The organism is Pseudomonas moraviensis subsp. stanleyae, from assembly GCF_036283065.1.
Taxonomy (GTDB): Bacteria; Pseudomonadota; Gammaproteobacteria; order Pseudomonadales; family Pseudomonadaceae; genus Aquipseudomonas; species Aquipseudomonas stanleyae.
The window spans coordinates 370,936-388,275 of record NZ_JAADJI010000006.1 but is presented as its reverse complement, the minus strand read 5'-3'; the positions used below and the strand labels follow the sequence as shown (position 1 = coordinate 388,275).

The 17,340-nt window shown below is 60.9% G+C and carries 16 protein-coding genes; 8 read left to right on the top strand and 8 right to left on the bottom strand.

All coding sequences use genetic code 11. The features are described 5' to 3' along the window. Positions 1-2 precede the first annotated feature (2 nt). Complete coding sequence (gene ppk1 / locus GXB78_RS13440; protein WP_312999760.1) at positions 3-2,228, top strand: polyphosphate kinase 1; 2,226 nt, start codon at positions 3-5, stop codon at positions 2,226-2,228. Positions 2,229-2,575: 347 nt separating this feature from the next. On the opposite strand, the gene ppx is transcribed toward ppk1, so the two are convergent. From ppx to GXB78_RS13415, 5 genes are all read right to left on the bottom strand, one after another. Continuing rightward, positions 2,576-4,078 carry an exopolyphosphatase gene (ppx, locus tag GXB78_RS13435; protein ID WP_329515719.1) on the bottom strand — a complete coding sequence of 501 codons (1,503 nt, stop codon included), beginning with the start codon at positions 4,076-4,078 and terminating at the stop codon, positions 2,576-2,578. A 198-nt stretch (positions 4,079-4,276) separates the two neighbouring features. Next, positions 4,277-5,014, bottom strand: a complete 738-nt coding sequence (locus GXB78_RS13430) for an amino acid ABC transporter ATP-binding protein (RefSeq protein ID WP_007911148.1) — start codon at positions 5,012-5,014, stop codon at positions 4,277-4,279. Next, on the bottom strand, positions 5,001-5,651 hold the full coding sequence (locus tag GXB78_RS13425) for an amino acid ABC transporter permease (RefSeq protein ID WP_016772621.1): 651 nt from the start codon (positions 5,649-5,651) through the stop codon (positions 5,001-5,003). Before GXB78_RS13425 ends, GXB78_RS13430 begins: the two co-directional genes overlap by 14 nt. After that, positions 5,648-6,316 (bottom strand): amino acid ABC transporter permease, encoded by a 669-nt coding sequence (locus GXB78_RS13420; RefSeq protein WP_329515718.1) that lies wholly within the window; start codon positions 6,314-6,316, stop codon positions 5,648-5,650. The genes GXB78_RS13425 and GXB78_RS13420 overlap by 4 nt, the downstream gene beginning before the upstream one ends. Positions 6,317-6,337: 21 nt before the next feature. Then, positions 6,338-7,123: a transporter substrate-binding domain-containing protein gene (locus GXB78_RS13415; protein ID WP_329515717.1), complete on the bottom strand. Its 786-nt coding sequence runs from the start codon at positions 7,121-7,123 to the stop codon at positions 6,338-6,340. Positions 7,124-7,379: 256 nt separating this feature from the next. Here GXB78_RS13415 and GXB78_RS13410 point away from each other — a divergent pair, with 256 nt between their 5' ends. The 6 genes from GXB78_RS13410 to GXB78_RS13385 all read left to right on the top strand — a co-directional run bounded on the left by GXB78_RS13410 (position 7,380) and on the right by GXB78_RS13385 (position 13,579). After that, on the top strand, positions 7,380-8,084 hold the full coding sequence (locus GXB78_RS13410; protein WP_329515716.1) for a FadR/GntR family transcriptional regulator: 705 nt from the start codon (positions 7,380-7,382) through the stop codon (positions 8,082-8,084). 120 nt (positions 8,085-8,204) lie between these two features. Further along, positions 8,205-8,534, top strand: a complete 330-nt coding sequence (gene trxA, locus GXB78_RS13405) for a thioredoxin TrxA (protein WP_003206727.1) — start codon at positions 8,205-8,207, stop codon at positions 8,532-8,534. A 247-nt stretch (positions 8,535-8,781) separates the two neighbouring features. After that, a complete protein-coding gene (gene rho / locus GXB78_RS13400; protein WP_003229334.1) occupies positions 8,782-10,041 on the top strand; it encodes a transcription termination factor Rho in 1,260 nt (419 codons plus the stop codon). A gap of 239 nt (positions 10,042-10,280) precedes the next feature. Next, the gene (gene ubiD / locus GXB78_RS13395; RefSeq protein ID WP_329515715.1) at positions 10,281-11,747 is read left to right on the top strand and encodes a 4-hydroxy-3-polyprenylbenzoate decarboxylase; all 1,467 of its coding nucleotides are present in this window, start codon (positions 10,281-10,283) and stop codon (positions 11,745-11,747) included. Then, on the top strand, positions 11,747-12,715 hold the full coding sequence (locus tag GXB78_RS13390) for a CDP-6-deoxy-delta-3,4-glucoseen reductase (protein WP_329515714.1): 969 nt from the start codon (positions 11,747-11,749) through the stop codon (positions 12,713-12,715). The genes ubiD and GXB78_RS13390 overlap by 1 nt, the downstream gene beginning before the upstream one ends. Before the next feature lie 195 nt (positions 12,716-12,910). Further along, a complete protein-coding gene (locus GXB78_RS13385; protein WP_186530856.1) occupies positions 12,911-13,579 on the top strand; it encodes a gamma-glutamylcyclotransferase in 669 nt (222 codons plus the stop codon). On the opposite strand, the gene glpT is transcribed toward GXB78_RS13385, so the two are convergent. Beyond that, entirely contained in the window at positions 13,555-14,904 is a 1,350-nt protein-coding gene (gene glpT / locus GXB78_RS13380; protein ID WP_329515713.1) for a glycerol-3-phosphate transporter, read from the bottom strand. The two genes, GXB78_RS13385 and glpT, sit on opposite strands and share 25 nt — an antisense overlap. Before the next feature lie 256 nt (positions 14,905-15,160). Beyond that, a complete protein-coding gene (locus GXB78_RS13375; RefSeq protein ID WP_329515712.1) occupies positions 15,161-16,138 on the bottom strand; it encodes an NADPH:quinone oxidoreductase family protein in 978 nt (325 codons plus the stop codon). Between the two features lie 150 nt (positions 16,139-16,288). On the opposite strand from GXB78_RS13375, the gene GXB78_RS13370 reads away from it, so the two are divergent. Beyond that, entirely contained in the window at positions 16,289-16,696 is a 408-nt protein-coding gene (locus tag GXB78_RS13370; RefSeq protein ID WP_253497019.1) for a flagellar basal body-associated protein FliL, read from the top strand. Between the two features lie 141 nt (positions 16,697-16,837). Here the strand turns inward: GXB78_RS13370 and GXB78_RS13365 are convergent, their stop codons facing one another. Next, positions 16,838-17,290, bottom strand: a complete 453-nt coding sequence (locus GXB78_RS13365; protein WP_329515711.1) for an EVE domain-containing protein — start codon at positions 17,288-17,290, stop codon at positions 16,838-16,840. Positions 17,291-17,340 lie beyond the last annotated feature (50 nt).

Genomic DNA, 17,340 nt, shown 5'->3' with positions numbered 1-17,340 from the left:
CCATGAATACCGAAGGACTCACTGAAGTTGCCGTAAAAGAAGCTCAGCCGGTGGTCGAGCAAGTCACCGAAACCCCGCCGGAACTGGAGCCTGCGCCACCCGCGCCGGTTGCCGAAACCGCCGCGGCGGTGCCGGCGATCGCCATTCCCGGTCTGGATGACAGCAGCCTGTACATCCACCGCGAGCTCTCGCAATTGCAGTTCAACATCCGCGTGCTGGAACAGGCGCTGGACGAGTCCTACCCGTTGCTGGAGCGGCTGAAGTTCCTGCTGATCTTCTCCAGCAACCTCGACGAATTCTTCGAGATCCGCGTCGCCGGGCTGAAAAAGCAGATCACTTTCGCCCGCGAACAGGCCGGCGCTGATGGCTTGCAGCCGCATCAGGCGCTGGCGCGGATCAGCGAACTGGTTCACGGTCATGTCGACCGCCAGTACGCGATCCTCAACGACATTCTCCTGCCGGAGCTGGAAAAGCATCAGGTGCGCTTCATCCGTCGGCGCAACTGGACGACCAAGCTCAAAACCTGGGTCCGCCGCTATTTCCGCGACGAAATCGCCCCGATCATCACCCCGATCGGCCTCGACCCGACGCACCCGTTCCCGCTGCTGGTGAACAAGAGCCTGAACTTCATCGTCGAGCTCGAAGGCATCGACGCCTTCGGTCGCGACTCTGGTCTGGCGATCATCCCGGCGCCGCGTCTGCTGCCACGGATCATCAAGGTGCCGGAAGAAGTCGGCGGCGCCGGCGACAACTATGTGTTCCTGTCGTCGATGATCCATGCCCACGCCGATGACCTGTTCCAGGGCATGAAGGTCAAAGGCTGCTACCAGTTCCGTCTGACCCGAAACGCCGACCTGGCGCTCGATTCCGAAGACGTCGAAGACCTGGCCCGCGCCCTGCGTGGCGAGCTGTTCTCGCGGCGCTACGGTGACGCGGTGCGTCTGGAAGTCGCCGACACTTGCCCGAAACACCTCTCGGACTACCTGCTCAAGCAGTTCAACCTGAGCGAGACCGAGCTGTATCAGGTCAACGGCCCGGTCAACCTGACGCGTTTGTTCAGTATCACCGGTCTGGACAGCCATCCGGAGCTGCAATACACGCCGTTCACCCCGCAGATCCCGAAACTGCTGCAAAACAGCGAAAACATTTTCAGCGTGGTCAGCAAGCAGGACATCCTCTTGCTGCACCCGTTCGAGTCGTTCACGCCGGTGGTCGACCTGCTGCGTCAGGCGGCGAAAGACCCGCATGTGCTGGCCGTGCGGCAAACGCTGTACCGCTCCGGGGCCAACTCCGAGATCGTCGATGCGCTGGTGGACGCCGCGCGTAACGGCAAGGAGGTCACCGCAGTCATCGAGCTGCGCGCGCGCTTCGATGAAGAGTCCAACCTGCAACTGGCCAGCCGTCTGCAAGCGGCGGGTGCGGTGGTGATCTACGGTGTGGTCGGCTTCAAGACCCACGCCAAGATGATGCTGATCCTGCGCCGCGAGGCTGGCGAAATCGTCCGTTACGCCCACCTCGGTACCGGCAACTATCACGCCGGCAACGCCAAACTCTACACCGACTACAGCCTGCTGACCTCCGACGACGCCTTGTGCGAGGACGTCGGCAAACTGTTCAGCCAGTTGATCGGCATGGGCAAGACGCTGCGCATGAAAAAGCTGCTGCATGCGCCGTTCACCCTGAAGAAGGGCATGCTCGACATGATTGCCCGCGAAACCCAGTTCGCCCTCGAGGGCAAACCGGCGCACATCATCGCCAAGTTCAACTCGCTGACCGATCCGAAGATCATCCGCGCGCTGTACAAGGCCAGCCAGTCGGGCGTGCGCATCGATCTGGTGGTGCGCGGCATGTGCTGCCTGCGTCCGGGCATCGCCGGGGTCTCGCACAACATTCATGTGCGCTCGATCATTGGCCGCTTCCTCGAGCACACGCGGGTGTTCTACTTCCTCAACGGCGGCGACGAGCAGATGTTCCTCTCCAGCGCCGACTGGATGGAGCGCAACCTCGATAAGCGCGTCGAGACCTGCTTCCCGGTAGAAGGCAAGAAGCTGTTGACCCGAGTCAAGAAAGAGCTGGAGCTGTACCTGACCGACAACACCCACAGCTGGAGCCTGCAGTCGGACGGCCGCTACATTCGCAACACGCCCACCGGCAACCAGAACCCGCGCAGTGCGCAGGCGACGTTGCTGGAGCGGTTGGGTAGCCCGATATTGCCTGTTAGCAGCTAAAGCAAAGCCAAGAGCAAAAGCCCCTCACCCTAGCCCTCTCCCGGAGGGAGAGGGGACTGACCGTGGTGTCTTACGCTATACGCCGACTTGAGAAATCGAGTCGAGCTCAGGTTTGAACAGCACACAGCTTGGCTCCCTCTCCCTCGGGAGAGGGCTGGGGTGAGGGGCAAGGCTCACGCAGTTCCTCAAACCGGAGCCAATAAAAAAGGCGATCCCGACGGATCGCCTTTTTTGTGCCTGACACACCAACCTGTAGGAGCTGTCGAGTGCAACGAGGCTGCGATCTGTTGATCTTGATCTTGAAAAAATCAAAAGATCGCAGCCTTCGGCGGCTCCTACGGGGGCGTTCAGTGCACCGTGAGGACGATGCCCACCCGCGTCAACCAGTCCGCCTCCAGTGCGAAATCCGCCTGGGTCAGCTGATTTTCATCCAGCCAGTTTTCCGGGAATTGCACATCGAGATGATCACCATCTGCGTGCAGCGCCACCTGCGGCATCGCCTGGGTTCCGCGGATGTGATGGAACAGAATGGCAAAACGCAGCAGCACGCACAGGCGAATCAGCTTGATGCCGTCATCGCCGAATTCGGCGAACTTGTCCTTGGGGATATTGCGCCGGTGGCCACGCACCAATAGCGCGAGCATCTGCTGATCCTCGCGGGAGAAGCCGGCCAGGTCCGAGTGCTCGATCAGGTAGGCACCGTGCTTGTGGTAGTGATAGTGAGCGATGTCGAGGCCGACTTCGTGGACTTTCGCCGCCCAGCCGAGCAGCTCGCGCCAGATGCCGTCATCCAGCTCCCAGTCCACAGCGACCTGATCGAACGCGTGCACGGCTTTGCGTTCGACCCGCGCCGCCTGTTCCAGATCGACGTGATAGCGCTCCATCAGCGAGGTCAGGGTGCGTTCGCGCACGTCTTCGTGATGATGACGTCCGAGCAGGTCATACAGCACGCCTTCACGCAGCGCGCCTTCGCAGTGATCCATGCGTTGCAGTTCGAGGGCGTCGAAGATCGCTTCGAGAATCGCCAGACCCGCCGGGAAAATTGCCCGGCGATCAGGCTTGATGCCTTCGAAATCGATCTTGTCGGCGTCGCCCAGCTTGAACAGCTTGCGCTTGAGCCATGCCAGGCCTTCGGCGTTGACCTCGCCGCTGCCGTGGCCGCCGGCCTTCAGGGCCAGGCCGATGGCGCGAATCGTACCGGAGGAGCCGATGGCTTCATCCCAGGTCAGGCGATGCAGGGCGTGTTCGATGCTCATGATTTCCAGCCGCGCCGCCGTATACGCCTGGGCGTAGCGGGCCGGGGTAATCTTGCCGTCCTTGAAGTAGCGCTGGGTGAAACTCACGCAGCCCATTTGCAGGCTTTCGCGCAGTAAAGGCTCGAAGCGCTGGCCGATGATGAATTCGGTACTGCCGCCGCCGATGTCGGCGACCAAACGTTTGCCCGGGGTATCGGCGAGCGTGTGCGAAACGCCGAGATAGATCAGGCGCGCTTCTTCACGGCCGGAGATGACTTCTACCGTGTGGCCGAGGATTTCCTCGGCGCGGCGGATGAATTCGCCACGGTTGCGCGCTTCGCGCAGGGCGTTGGTGCCGACGATGCGCACGGCGCCGAGCGGCATACCGTTGATCAGTTGGGCAAAGCGCTTGAGGCAATCGAGGCCGCGCTGCATCGATTCTTCGTTGAGCTGGCGCGCGTCGTCGATGCCGGCGGCCAGTTGCACCTTCTCGCCGAGGCGCTCGAGGATGCGGATTTCGCCGTTCCGGGCCTTGGCCACGACCATGTGAAAGCTGTTGGAGCCCAGGTCGATTGCGGCGATCAGGGACAGATTCTTGGCTTGGGATTGCGGCATGGTCAGGGGGTCTCGGTCGATAACCCCGACATCGTGCCACGATCAAACGCTGACGCCAACGCGCATGGTTCAAACCTGATCGTTCCTACGCTCTGCGTGGGAATGCAGCCCGGGACGCTCCGCGTCCCAAAAGCGGACGCAGAGCGTCCGGTGAGGCATTCCCACGCGGAGCGTGGGAACGATCAGGATGAGGCTGCTTCAGGCTGTCGCTTCCACCGTGCCAATAAAGTTCGCCAGCTCGGCCGTCTGCGGATTAGCAAACAACACCTTCGGATCGCCTACCTCATGCACCTTGCCATGGTGCATGAACACCAGTTTGTCCCCCACCTCGCGGGCAAAGCGCATCTCGTGGGTGACCATGATCAGCGTCATGCCTTCCTTGGCCAATTGCCGCACCACGCTGAGCACTTCATTGACCAGTTCCGGGTCCAGTGCCGAAGTGATTTCATCGCACAGCAGCACCTTCGGCGACATCGCCAGGGCCCGGGCAATCGCCACCCGCTGCTGCTGACCGCCGGACAAGCGGTCCGGAAAGGCATCGAATTTCTCCCCGAGCCCGACTCGCTCGAGCATTTCCCGCGCGAGTTCGGCTGCCTTGGCCTTGGGCACTTTCTGCACCACCTGCGGCGCGAGCATGACGTTTTCGCCGACGGTCAGGTGCGGGAACAGGTTGAACTGCTGAAAGACCATGCCGACCTTCTGTCGCAGGCTGCGCAGATCGGCGCGGGCGGCGTCGAGGTACTCGCCGTCGACTTCGATCACGCCGTCGTTGATCGACTCCAGGCCATTGAGGGTGCGCAACAGGGTCGACTTGCCCGAGCCACTGCGGCCGATGATCGCCACCACCTGGCCTTCCTCGACGCTGAGGTCGATGCCTTTGAGTACGTGGTGATCGCCGTAGTATTTATGCAGGGCGGAAATTCTAAGCAGAGGCATGCAGTCTCCTTTCCAGGTAGCGCGCACTGAGGGACAAGGGGTAGCAGAGCAGGAAGTAGCCGAGGGCGACGAGGCCGTAGACCATGAACGGTTCGAACGTGGCATTGGCGAGCATGCCGCCGGTCTTGGTCAGTTCAGTGAAACCGATGATCGAGGTTACGGCTGTGCCTTTGACCACTTGCACCGAGAAACCCACGGTCGGCGCCACGGCGATGCGCAGCGCTTGCGGCAGGATCACGTAGCGCAACTGCTCAAGCGGATTGAGCGCCAGGCTCGACGAGGCTTCCCACTGACCGTGGGGAATGGCCTCGACACAACCGCGCCAGATCTCCGCCAGATAGGCGCTTGTGAACAAGGTCAAAGCGATCGCCGCAGCCATCCACGGCGAAATCTCGATCCCGGCCAGCGCCACGCCAAAGAACACCAGAAACAATTGCATCAACAGTGGCGTGCCCTGGAACAGCTCGATCCAGGTGCGGGCGATGCTGCTTGGCAGGGTGTTCTTCGAGATGCGCATGACCAGAATCAGCAGGCCGACCAGGCCGCCGCCAATGAACGCCACCAGCGACAGCGCCAGCGTCCACTGCAGGCCGGTGAGCAGATTGCGCAGAATGTCCCAGAAAGTGAAGTCGCTCATTGGCTGCTCCTCGCAATGAACCGCCGGCCGAACCAGTTGAGCAACTGGCGGATCAGCAGCGCCATGCACAGATAGATCAACGTCGTCAGCGCGTAGGTTTCGAAGGCGCGGAAGTTGCGCGACTGAATGAAGTTGGCAGCGAAGCTCAATTCTTCCGTGGCGATCTGCGAACACACCGCCGAACCGAGCATAACGATGATGATCTGGCTGCTCAGTGCCGGCCAGACCTTGCCCAGCGCCGGCAGCAGGACGACGTGGCGGAACGCTTCGAAACGGCTCATCGCCAGTGCCGCCGCCGCTTCCAGTTGCCCGCGCGGAATCGCCTGGATGCCGGCGCGGATGATCTCGGTCGAGTAGGCGCCCAGGTTGATCACCATCGCCAGCACCGCCGCTTGCCACTCGGAGATCTGCATGCCGAGCGATGGCAGGCCGAAGAAGATGAAGAACAGCTGCACCAGAAACGGCGTGTTGCGGATCAACTCGACGTAGACGCCGAAGATCGCCGAGAACGGGCGGATGTGCCACGCCCGCACCAGCGCGCCGACAATGCCCACGCCAACCCCGAGCAGTGCGCCGATAGCGGTCAGTTCAAGGGTGAACAGCGCGCCGCGCAGCAGCAGGTCGGTGTTTTCCACCACCGGCAGGAAATCGAACTGATAAGCCATGAAGGTCTCCCGCGCAGTCGATCAGAGATCGGCCGGCAGCGGCTCTTTCAGCCAGGTCTGCGAGTTCTTTTCCAGCGCGCCGTCAGCCTTGGCGCTGTTGAGGATGTCGTTGACCCTGGCCAGCAACGCCGCTTCGTTCTTGTTCACGCCGACATAGACCGGCGAATCCTTGAGCTTCACTTTCAGCGCCGGTACGCGCTTCGGGTTCTTCTCGCTGATGGCGACCATCACCACGTTGCCGCTGGCGATCAGGTCGACCTGGCCTGCCAGATAAGCGGCGATGGTCGAGTTGTTGTCTTCGAAACGTTTGATGGTGAGGCCGTCGGGGGCGACTTTGCTCAGCTCGATGTCTTCGATGGCGCCACGGGTGACGCTGATGGTCTTGCCCTTGAGGTCGTCGAGGCTGGTGATCGCAGCGTCTGGCGGGCCGAACACGGCGAGATAGAAAGGCGCATAGGCGCGGGAGAAGTCGATGACCTTCTCGCGCTCGGCGTTTTTGCCGAGGCTGGAAATCACCAGATCAACCTTGCCGGTGGTGAGGAACGGGATGCGGTTGGTGCTGTTGACCGGGGTCAGCTCGAGTTTGACCTTGAGCTGGTCGGCGAGCAGTTTCGCCGTGTCGATGTCCAGGCCACGCGGCTTCATGTCCGGGCCGACCGAGCCGAATGGCGGGAAATCCTGGGGCACGGCAACTTTCAGCGTGCCGCGTTTGACCACGTCGTCCAGACCGTCGGCATGAGCGGGAGCCTGGCACAGCAGCAGGCCGGCAAACAGGGAAGCGAGGAGGGCGCTGTAACGCTGGGTCATGGACAATCTCCGGATCGGCGGGAAGTGGTTGCTGCGATCGGACAGAGCATGGGCCGTGCCAAGAGGCGGATTTCGCCCCGGCACGCCGCGGTATCAGCGGCTTCGTTCGGTCTTACTGGTCTGAACAGTCAACTCGGTTTTCGCACTGCGATGGCGCATCGGCTGCACGCGCCGAACCCCGCTGGGGCACGACTTGCCGGACTCGGCGAATAGCTTTACAACTAGCCGGACCTTGGCCCTGACGCGTCCGCACATCATGAATTCGATCTCCCGCGCCGTACCCGAAGTGGCGCTGCAAGCGATCCGCAAACTGATCACTGAACAGGGCTTCGGCGCCGGCGATGCGTTGCCTTCGCAACGGGATCTGGCGCTGCAACTGGGTGTCAGCCGGGCATCGTTGCGTGAAGCGTTGTCGTCGCTCAGTGCACTGGGCGTGGTCAGCATTCAGCCGGGCAAAGGCGTGTTCGTACAGTCGCCGGTCGAATTGTCGCGCGGCGAAGCGCCGGGCTGGCCATTCGCGGCGCAGGCCTCGCCGCTGGACATCTTCCAGCTGCGCTACGCGCTGGAGGGCTTTGCCGCCGGGCTCGCCGCGACAACCTTGAGTACGTTTGATCTGGACGCACTGGAAGACAACGTCGCGGCGATGCGCGAGCAATTGCGCAGCGGCGACTTCGAGGCGGCGGCGAAACTCGACTTCGAATTTCACCGGCGCATCCTGCTGGCCAGCGGCAATCAGGCGATGCTGAGCATCCTCACCGCCAGCGCCGAGATCTTTCTCGAGAGCCAGAAACTGCCGTTCATCCGCGCCGAACGCGCCATGGAAACCTGGCAGGAACACCGCAAGATCCTCCGTGCCCTGGCGCGCCGCGCGTCGGGGGCGGCGCAGAAAGCCATGCAGGAACACGTGCGCAACGCCGCCCTGCGCACCGGAATCGCCTTCATCGCTCCCGCCACGGCGTGACTTGAGCTATACCCAAACTCATCAGGGGCCATAGCAACACTCAATCATCTGCGGCTTCCTGAACAAGGGAAGGGCGGCTATGATGGGCCACGTTTTTTTGCTTACAACCTGGAGAATTCCATGAGCAGCGATCTGATCAAACACGTTAGCGACGCTAGCTTCGAAGCCGACGTACTCAAGGCCGAAGGCGCTGTCCTGGTCGACTACTGGGCTGAATGGTGCGGCCCTTGCAAAATGATCGCACCGGTTCTCGACGAGATTGCCGAGACTTACAAAGGCAAGCTGACCGTTGCCAAACTGAACATCGACGAAAACCAGGAAACCCCGGCCAAGCATGGCGTGCGTGGTATCCCGACGCTGATGCTGTTCAAGAACGGCAACGTTGAAGCGACCAAGGTCGGCGCACTGTCGAAGTCGCAGCTGGCGGCTTTCCTCGACGCCAACATCTGAGCGTCGCAGTAAAACGCTGAAAAAAAGCCCCGCAAATCGCGGGGCTTTTTGCGTATTCAGGGCTAGACGCTCCGAAACTCAGGTGGTACATTCGGCCCCGCACTGGTTTCTCCAATGCCCCCTGCTAGCCGTCGCCGACGCACTCCTTTTCGAATTAGTTCGCGATCCTGTCGCCTTCTCCGCGGCGCGGCCTCATTAAGCCAAAAGCTTAATTTCCCCCCTCCATAAATGATTACGTCATTCCTATATGAATCTGACTGAACTCAAGCAAAAGCCGATTACCGAACTGCTCGAATTGGCCGAACAGATGGGCATAGAAAATATGGCCCGTTCGCGCAAGCAGGACGTGATTTTCTCCCTGCTGAAAAAGCACGCGAAAAGCGGCGAGGAAATCTCCGGTGATGGCGTGCTGGAGATTCTCCAGGACGGCTTCGGCTTCCTGCGCTCCGCAGACGCTTCCTACCTCGCCGGCCCTGACGACATCTACGTCTCGCCGAGCCAGATCCGCCGCTTCAACTTGCGCACCGGTGACACCATCGTTGGCAAGATCCGCCCTCCGAAGGAAGGCGAGCGGTATTTCGCCCTGCTCAAGGTCGATACGATCAACTTCGATCGTCCCGAGAACGCGAAAAACAAGATTCTCTTCGAGAACCTTACCCCGCTGTTCCCGACCGTGCGCATGAAGATGGAAGCGGGCAACGGTTCCACCGAAGACCTCACCGGTCGTGTGATCGACCTGTGTGCACCGATCGGCAAAGGCCAGCGTGGCCTGATCGTCGCACCGCCGAAAGCCGGTAAAACGATCATGCTGCAGAACATCGCAGCGAACATCGCCCGTAACAATCCTGAAGTTCACCTGATCGTGCTGTTGATCGACGAGCGTCCGGAAGAAGTGACCGAAATGCAGCGCACCGTGCGCGGCGAAGTGGTTGCCTCGACTTTCGACGAGCCGCCGACCCGTCACGTGCAGGTCGCTGAAATGGTGATCGAGAAGGCCAAGCGCCTGGTCGAACACAAGAAAGACGTGGTCATCCTGCTCGACTCCATCACCCGTCTGGCCCGTGCCTACAACACCGTGATCCCGAGCTCCGGCAAGGTCCTGACCGGTGGTGTCGATGCCCACGCCCTGGAGAAACCGAAGCGTTTCTTCGGTGCCGCGCGTAACATCGAAGAAGGCGGCTCGCTGACCATTATCGCCACCGCGCTGGTTGAAACCGGCTCGAAGATGGACGAAGTGATCTACGAAGAGTTCAAGGGTACCGGCAACATGGAACTGCCTCTGGATCGCAAGATCGCCGAGAAGCGTGTGTTCCCGGCGATCAACATCAACCGCTCCGGCACTCGCCGCGAAGAGTTGCTGACTGCCGACGACGAACTGCAGCGCATGTGGATTCTGCGCAAGCTGCTGCACCCGATGGACGAAGTCGCCGCCATCGAGTTCCTGGTCGACAAGCTGAAGACGACCAAGACCAACGACGAGTTCTTCTTGTCGATGAAGCGCAAGTAGTACGCTGGCGTTTCAACAAAGGACGCTCCCGCGAGGGGGCGTTTTTTTTGCCCCCGAAAAATCTCGCGGCCATCACAGATATCTGTTGATGGGCCGATTCTGCGGCGTCGGCGGCGCACTGCTGAGTCCCAGGCTTGCCCCTTCACCGGAGCGCGGGGGCCACGATCGAGCAATGACGGGCTGCTGTTTGCCCGTCAGAGCAGGTAGGATGTACGCCTATTTTGAGGGTGCCATCGTCAATGAAATTCAAGGATCTTCGGGATTTCGTGCAGCAGCTTGAGCAGCGCGGAGAGTTGAAACGCATCCAGATTCCCGTCTCGCCGGTGCTGGAGATGACTGAGGTGTGCGATCGCACGCTGCGGGCCAAGGGCCCGGCGCTGCTGTTCGAGAAGCCTACGGGTTATGACATTCCGGTGCTCGGCAACCTGTTCGGCACCCCCGAGCGCGTGGCCATGGGCATGGGCGCCGAGGCGGTCAGCGAACTGCGCGAAATCGGCAAGCTGCTGGCCTTCCTCAAGGAGCCGGAGCCGCCGAAGGGCTTGAAGGACGCGTGGTCGAAACTGCCGATCTTCCGCAAGATCATTTCCATGGCGCCAAAAGTGGTCAAAGACGCGGTGTGTCAGGAAGTGGTCATCGAAGGCGATGATGTCGATCTGGCGATGCTGCCGGTGCAGACCTGCTGGCCCGGCGACGTTGGCCCGCTGATCACCTGGGGCCTGACCGTCACCAAAGGCCCGAACAAGGAACGCCAGAACCTCGGCATCTACCGTCAGCAAGTGATCGGCCGCAACAAGGTGATCATGCGCTGGCTCAGCCACCGTGGCGGTGCTCTCGACTTCCGCGAGTGGTGCGAGAAGCATCCGGGGCAGCCGTTCCCGGTGTCCGTGGCCCTTGGCGCTGATCCGGCGACTATCCTTGGCGCTGTAACCCCGGTGCCGGACAGCCTCTCCGAGTACGCTTTCGCCGGTCTCTTGCGCGGCAACCGCACCGAACTGGTCAAGTGCCGGGGCAACGATCTGCAAGTGCCGGCCACCGCCGAAATTATCCTCGAAGGCGTGATCCACCCAGGTGAAATGGCCGACGAAGGTCCGTACGGCGACCACACCGGTTATTACAACGAAGTCGACAGCTTCCCGGTGTTCACCGTCGAGCGCATCACCCACCGGATCAAACCGATCTATCACAGCACCTACACCGGCCGGCCGCCGGATGAGCCGGCGATTCTCGGCGTGGCGCTGAACGAAGTGTTCGTGCCGATCCTGCAGAAGCAGTTCCCGGAGATCACCGACTTCTATCTGCCGCCGGAAGGCTGCTCGTACCGCATGGCCGTGGTGACGATGAAGAAGTCGTATCCGGGGCATGCCAAGCGCGTGATGCTCGGCGTCTGGTCGTTTTTGCGACAGTTCATGTACACCAAATTCGTTATCGTCACTGACGACGATATCAACGCCCGCGACTGGAACGACGTGATCTGGGCCATCACCACGCGCATGGACCCCAAGCGCGACACGGTGATGATCGATAATACGCCGATCGACTACCTCGACTTCGCCTCGCCGATCTCCGGCCTGGGCTCGAAAATGGGCCTGGATGCCACCCACAAGTGGCCGGGCGAAACTACCCGCGAGTGGGGCCGCGTGATCGTCAAGGACGACGCCGTCACCCAACGGATCGATGCCATCTGGAATCAGTTAGGAATAGATTGATGCGTGTAACCCTGCAGCCTTCCGGAGCGGTGCTCGAGATACAACCCGGTGAGCGCATTCTCGACGGCGCGCGGCGCCTGGGCTATGACTGCCCGCAAAGCTGCCGCAACGGCAATTGCCACGTGTGTGCAGCGCTGCTGGTCGAAGGCCGCGTCGAGCAGGCCGGCAAAGTCCACGATCACGGCGAGTTCTACACCTGCATCGCCGAACCGCTGGAAGACTGCGTGCTGCTGTGGGATGGCGTGCTCGCACTCGGTGAGCTGCCGGTGCGCAGCCTGTCGTGTCAGGTTATCGAGTGTCGCGAGGTGGGCGGCGATACCTGGCGCGTGCGTCTGCGTGCACCGGCGGGCAAGCCACCGCGTTATCACGCCGGGCAGTATTTGATGATCGAGCGTGAGAGCGGCGAGAAATCCGCATTCTCCATGGCTTCGGCACCCCACGGCGGGCGTGATCTGGAAATCCACGTGCTGGCGCGCGAAGCCAGTGCGTTGAGCCTGATCGAACAGCTGCAACGCAACCCGATGGTGCGTGTCGAGCTTCCATTCGGCGATACACATCTTGCCGAGTTGCCCGACGGCCCGTTGGTACTGATCGCCGCCGGCACCGGCATGGGTCAGATTCACAGCCTGATCGAACATTGCCGCGCCGAAGGTTTCAAGCATCCGGTGCATCTGTACTGGGGCGTGCGCCGCCCGGAAGATTTCTATCAGATCGAGCACTGGGACGAATGGCTGAAGCTGCCCAACCTGTTTCTGCACAGGGTCGTCAGCGACCAGTGCGGCTGGGAAGGGCGCTGCGGTATGTTGCACGAGGCGGTCTGCGAGGATTTCCCCGATCTGAAGCCGCTGCACGTCTATGCCAGCGGTTCGCCGGCGATGGTCTACGGCACGCTGGACGCGCTGGTCGAGGCGGGCATGGATGCGCATCAAATGCGCGCCGACGTGTTCGCCTATGCCCCGCGCGGCTGATACTTATAACTTGGTATATAGCCGATCGGTATTTATGTAATTGCACAAATACCGCTAGGTTATATATCAATCAGGTAATTAATCAGCGCCAGTGTCATGGCACTTAATTTGCCTCGAAACATATGTGCCTTATTGTTACAGCGGTGCGTTCTATTAAGTAATTCTTCACCCGCGGGGAGCTGAACGCTATTCGCCATGAGCGCCATTGAAAACGCAATTCTGAATCTGGCTTACCCTCCGCGGCTCGATCTTGGGCCGCAGCTGACGCACGAACAACTTCTCGCTTCCATGCAATCGACCATGGCACGCCACAAGGGCGGGCCGGTGTGGCTGTTCGCGTATGGTTCGCTGATCTGGCGGCCGGAATGCACGGCAGTCGAGCGTGTGCGCGGTCGCGTGCATGGCTATCATCGCGGCTTGTACCTGTGGTCCCACGAGCACCGTGGTACGCCGGAAATGCCCGGCCTGGTGTTCGGTCTGGATCGCGGCGGTTCCTGCAGTGGCTTTGCCTACCGCTTGCCGGAAGACAATCTCGATACCGCGCTGTATGCGCTGTGGAAACGTGAGATGCCGTTTCCGTCGTATCGCCCGCACTGGCTCAATTGCCGGCTCGAAGATGGCACTCAGGTGCAGGCCTTGGGATTCGTGCTGGAGCGTCACCTGCCGAGCTATGCCGGCAACCTGCCGGATCATGTGCTCAGCCAGGTGTTCGCCAGCGCCAGTGGGCGCTACGGCACCACACGCGATTATGTCGAGCAGACCGCGCACGCCCTGCGCAGCCACGCCATGCCAGACCGCAATCTGGAGGCGCGGCTCAAGCGCTGTAAATCACACAGCGATCAGGCGACCGCTTCACGGCTCTGACTGGCGGCTTGTTTGTGCCATAGCGTCGGGGCCAGGCAAACCATCGCCATGATGCAGCCGCCCACCAGCAGTATGAAACCACCGTCCCAGCCGAAGTGGTCCACGGTGTAGCCCATTGCGGCACTCGCCGCGACCGAACCACCCAGGTAACCGAACAGACCGGTGAAGCCCGCCGCAGTACCGGCAGCTTTCTTTGGTACCAGTTCCAACGCCTGCAAGCCCGTCAGCATCACCGGGCCATAGATCAGGAAGCCTATGGAAAACAGCGCGATCATGTCGACTGCCGGGTTGCCTGGCGGATTGAGCCAGTAGACCAGGGTCGCCACAGTCACCAGGGCCATGAATACCATGCCGGTCAGGCCTCGGTTGCCACGGAACAGCTTGTCCGACATCCAGCCGCACAGCAACGTGCCCGGAATGCCCGCCCACTCATAGAAGAAATAGGCCCACGAGGTTTTATCCACGGTGAAACCCTTGGCTTCCTTCAGATAAGTCGGCGCCCAGTCCAGAACGCCATAGCGCAACAAGTAGACGAAAACGTTGGCCATGGCGACATACCAGAGCATTTTGTTGCGCAACACGTATTTGACGAAGATTTCCCTGGCGCTGAATTCGTCTTCGTGGCTGGCGTCGTAGCCTTCCGGGTAATCGTTCTTGTACTGCTCGATCGGCGGCAGGCCGACCGATTGCGGGGTGTCGCGCATGGTGATAAAGGCGAATACCGCCACGCCCAGCGCGACCGCTGCCGGGACGTAAAACGCCGCGTGCCAGTCATTGAACAGGCCCATGCCGATCAGGAACAGCGGGCCGATCAGACCGCCGCCGACGTTATGCGCCACGTTCCACACCGACACCACGCCACCGCGTTCCTTCTGCGACCACCAATGCACCATGGTCCGCCCGCTTGGCGGCCAGCCCATGCCCTGCGCCCAGCCGTTGATGAACAACAGAATGAACATCATCGTCACGCTGGAAGTTGCCCACGGCGCGAAACCGAAAATGAACATCACCCCGGCCGAGACCAGCAGGCCGAACGGCAGAAAGAAGCGCGGGTTGGAACGATCGGACACCAGGCCCATGAGGAACTTCGACAGACCGTAAGCGATGGCGATCGCCGACATGGCCAGACCGAGGTCGCCACGGCTGTAGCCTTCGTCGATCAGGTACGGCATGGCCAGGGAGAAGTTCTTGCGCAACAGGTAGTAACCGGCGTAGCCGATAAAGATGCCGGCGAAGATCTGCCAGCGCAGGCGGCGGTAGGTGCTGTCTATTTTTTCTTCAGGCAATGGAGCCTGATGTGCGGCAGGACGAAAGAAAGCAAACATTCAAGAGCTCCAGTTTTCTTGTTTTGACTGCGGATGCGAATGTTACAGTTTCGTTACCGAAAATAGCATCGCTTCACGTCGGCGAAACAGCGGAAATTTGTGCTGTTGAGCGTTCCTTTATGAACATGTCGCTGTGAGACAAGTACGGGGCGCGGAGGGAATGGTGGCTCCGGTGAGTTTCTGCGGTTTAACGTATTGGCGAGGCGAATCTCAACGCTAAAGCGATCCGGATGGTTGCTCCGGATCGCTCCATTTTTTAACGAACCTGAACGACAACCTTGCCCACAGCCTTGCGCTGGCCAAGATCATCGATCGCCTGCGCGGCATTGCTCAGCGGGTATACCTGGGATACCAGTGGCTTGAGCTTGCCCTCGGCAAACCAGCCGAACAGTTGCGCAAAGTTGGCTGCGTTGTCCTGGGGCTGGCGCTGGGCGAACGAGCCCCAGAACACACCGAGCACCGCCGCGCCTTTGAGCAGGGCGAGGTTGACCGGCAGTTCGGGGATGCGTCCGCTGGCGAAGCCGACCACCAGCAGGCGGCCGTTCCAGGCGATGGCGCGAATGGCCTGGTCGAACAGGTCGCCGCCGACCGGGTCGTAAATAACGTCGGCGCCCTGGCCGTCGGTGAGGCGTTTGATTTCGTCCTTGAGGCTCGATTCGCTGTAGTTGATCAACTCATCAGCCCCGGCATTCTTGGCCACCGCGAGTTTCTCGGCGCTGCTGGCGGCGGCGATCACGCGGGCGCCCATGGCTTTGCCGATTTCCACTGCGGCGAGTCCGACGCCGCCAGAGGCGCCGAGCACCAGCAGGGTTTCGCCCGCTTGCAGGTTGGCGCGTTGCTTGAGCGCGTGCATCGAGGTGCCGTAGGTCATGCTGAATGCAGCGGCGATGTTGAAATCCATCGACGGCGGAATCGGCAGGACGTTGTAGCCCGGCACCGCAACCTGCTCGGCAAAACTGCCCCAGCCGGTCAGCGCCATGACTCGGTCGCCGACTTTCAGGTGACTGACCTTTTCCCCGACTTCGCGCACCACGCCCGCTGCTTCGCCACCCGGCGAGAACGGGAAGGGCGGTTTGAACTGGTATTTGCCCTCGATGATCAGCGTGTCCGGGAAGTTGACCCCGGCGGCGTGCACGTCCAGCAGGATTTCATTCTTCTTCAGGGCGGGGCTGGCGACGTCTTCCAGCACCAGCGATTCGGCAGGGCCGAAGGCTTTGCACAGCACGGCTTTCATCAGGGCTATTCCTTTGGGAGTGATGGCCGATAAGTGTAGGTGTGTGAATCAACGGGTCAACGAGCATGCCCGACCCTGATAGTCAGCCATAAGCTTGTGCTTGCGCGGCGGGTCGTTATGCTAGGCCGCAAACCGGATAAGGAGCGAATTGTGAAAGCGTGGATCATGTTGTTGCTGGCCCTGTCTCTGCCTGTGGCAGCACTGGCCGAAGAAGCCAAAGAAGGCGAGGCGCCGAAGGTCAATTACATCACCCTGAGCCCGCCGTTCGTCGGCAATTACGGCCTCGATGGCACCGCCAAGCTCAAGGTCTACAAGGCCGACGTGGCCCTGCGCGTCACTGGCGAAGAGGCGAGCAAACTGGTCAAGGCCAACGAGCCGCTGATCCGCAATCAACTGGTGGCGCTGTTCACTCAGCAGACCACCGAGGCGATGGGCAGCATCGAAGGCAAGGAAAAGCTGCGTCAGGAAGCGTTGAAGCAGACCCAGCAGGTCATGAATGACGAGACCGGCAAGCCTGTTGTTGAGGATCTGTTGTTCAACAACCTGATCATTCAGTAAGTCGTTCGCTGTCCGGGCAGGCCTGTTCGCGAGCAGGCTCGCTCTCACAGGGTTATTCGGTGAATGCAAAAATGTGCATCACCCCCAATCCACTGTGGGAGCGAGCCTGCTCGCGAAAGCTATTTATCAGGCAAAAATGAATCAGGGTTTGAGCGCGATAACCGCCGCCCACTGCTCCGCCGTCACCGGCATCACCGACAACCGCGACCCTTTCTGCACCAGTGGCATCTCTGCCAACGCGGTCTGCTGCTTCAGGTAATCGAGCTTCAACACCCGCGCAAACGTCTCGACATGTTCGACATCGATCGCGCTCCAGGCATTTTTCTCCGGCGTGGCCTTGGGATCGAAGTAATGACTCTGGGGCTCCAGCGCCGTCGGATCGGGATACGCTGCTTCGATTATTCTGCCGATCCCGGCAATCCCCGGCTCTGGGCAGCTGGAGTGATAGAAAAAGAACTCGTCACCCACGGCCATCGCCCGCAGGAAATTGCGCGCCTGATAATTGCGAACCCCGTCCCAGCGCGCCTTGCCAAGCTTTTCCAGACCCTTGATCGAAAGCTCGTCCGGCTCTGATTTCATCAGCCAATAGGCCATGTCTTGTGCTCCTGAAACGGTCATTGGGCAGGTTGTCGGGCAATTTTATG

Bases quoted from the DNA above. Each gene is read 5' to 3' on its own strand.
- ppk1 (WP_312999760.1), top strand. From the start codon at position 3: ATGAATACCGAAGGACTCACTGAAGTTGCCGTAAAAGAAGCTCAGCCG.
- ppx (WP_329515719.1), bottom strand. From the start codon at position 4,078: ATGCCGCAATCCCAAGCCAAGAATCTGTCCCTGATCGCCGCAATCGAC.
- GXB78_RS13430 (WP_007911148.1), bottom strand. From the start codon at position 5,014: ATGCCTCTGCTTAGAATTTCCGCCCTGCATAAATACTACGGCGATCAC.
- GXB78_RS13425 (WP_016772621.1), bottom strand. From the start codon at position 5,651: ATGAGCGACTTCACTTTCTGGGACATTCTGCGCAATCTGCTCACCGGC.
- GXB78_RS13420 (WP_329515718.1), bottom strand. From the start codon at position 6,316: ATGGCTTATCAGTTCGATTTCCTGCCGGTGGTGGAAAACACCGACCTG.
- GXB78_RS13415 (WP_329515717.1), bottom strand. From the start codon at position 7,123: ATGACCCAGCGTTACAGCGCCCTCCTCGCTTCCCTGTTTGCCGGCCTG.
- GXB78_RS13410 (WP_329515716.1), top strand. From the start codon at position 7,380: ATGAATTCGATCTCCCGCGCCGTACCCGAAGTGGCGCTGCAAGCGATC.
- trxA (WP_003206727.1), top strand. From the start codon at position 8,205: ATGAGCAGCGATCTGATCAAACACGTTAGCGACGCTAGCTTCGAAGCC.
- rho (WP_003229334.1), top strand. From the start codon at position 8,782: ATGAATCTGACTGAACTCAAGCAAAAGCCGATTACCGAACTGCTCGAA.
- ubiD (WP_329515715.1), top strand. From the start codon at position 10,281: ATGAAATTCAAGGATCTTCGGGATTTCGTGCAGCAGCTTGAGCAGCGC.
- GXB78_RS13390 (WP_329515714.1), top strand. From the start codon at position 11,747: ATGCGTGTAACCCTGCAGCCTTCCGGAGCGGTGCTCGAGATACAACCC.
- GXB78_RS13385 (WP_186530856.1), top strand. From the start codon at position 12,911: ATGAGCGCCATTGAAAACGCAATTCTGAATCTGGCTTACCCTCCGCGG.
- glpT (WP_329515713.1), bottom strand. From the start codon at position 14,904: ATGTTTGCTTTCTTTCGTCCTGCCGCACATCAGGCTCCATTGCCTGAA.
- GXB78_RS13375 (WP_329515712.1), bottom strand. From the start codon at position 16,138: ATGAAAGCCGTGCTGTGCAAAGCCTTCGGCCCTGCCGAATCGCTGGTG.
- GXB78_RS13365 (WP_329515711.1), bottom strand. From the start codon at position 17,290: ATGGCCTATTGGCTGATGAAATCAGAGCCGGACGAGCTTTCGATCAAG.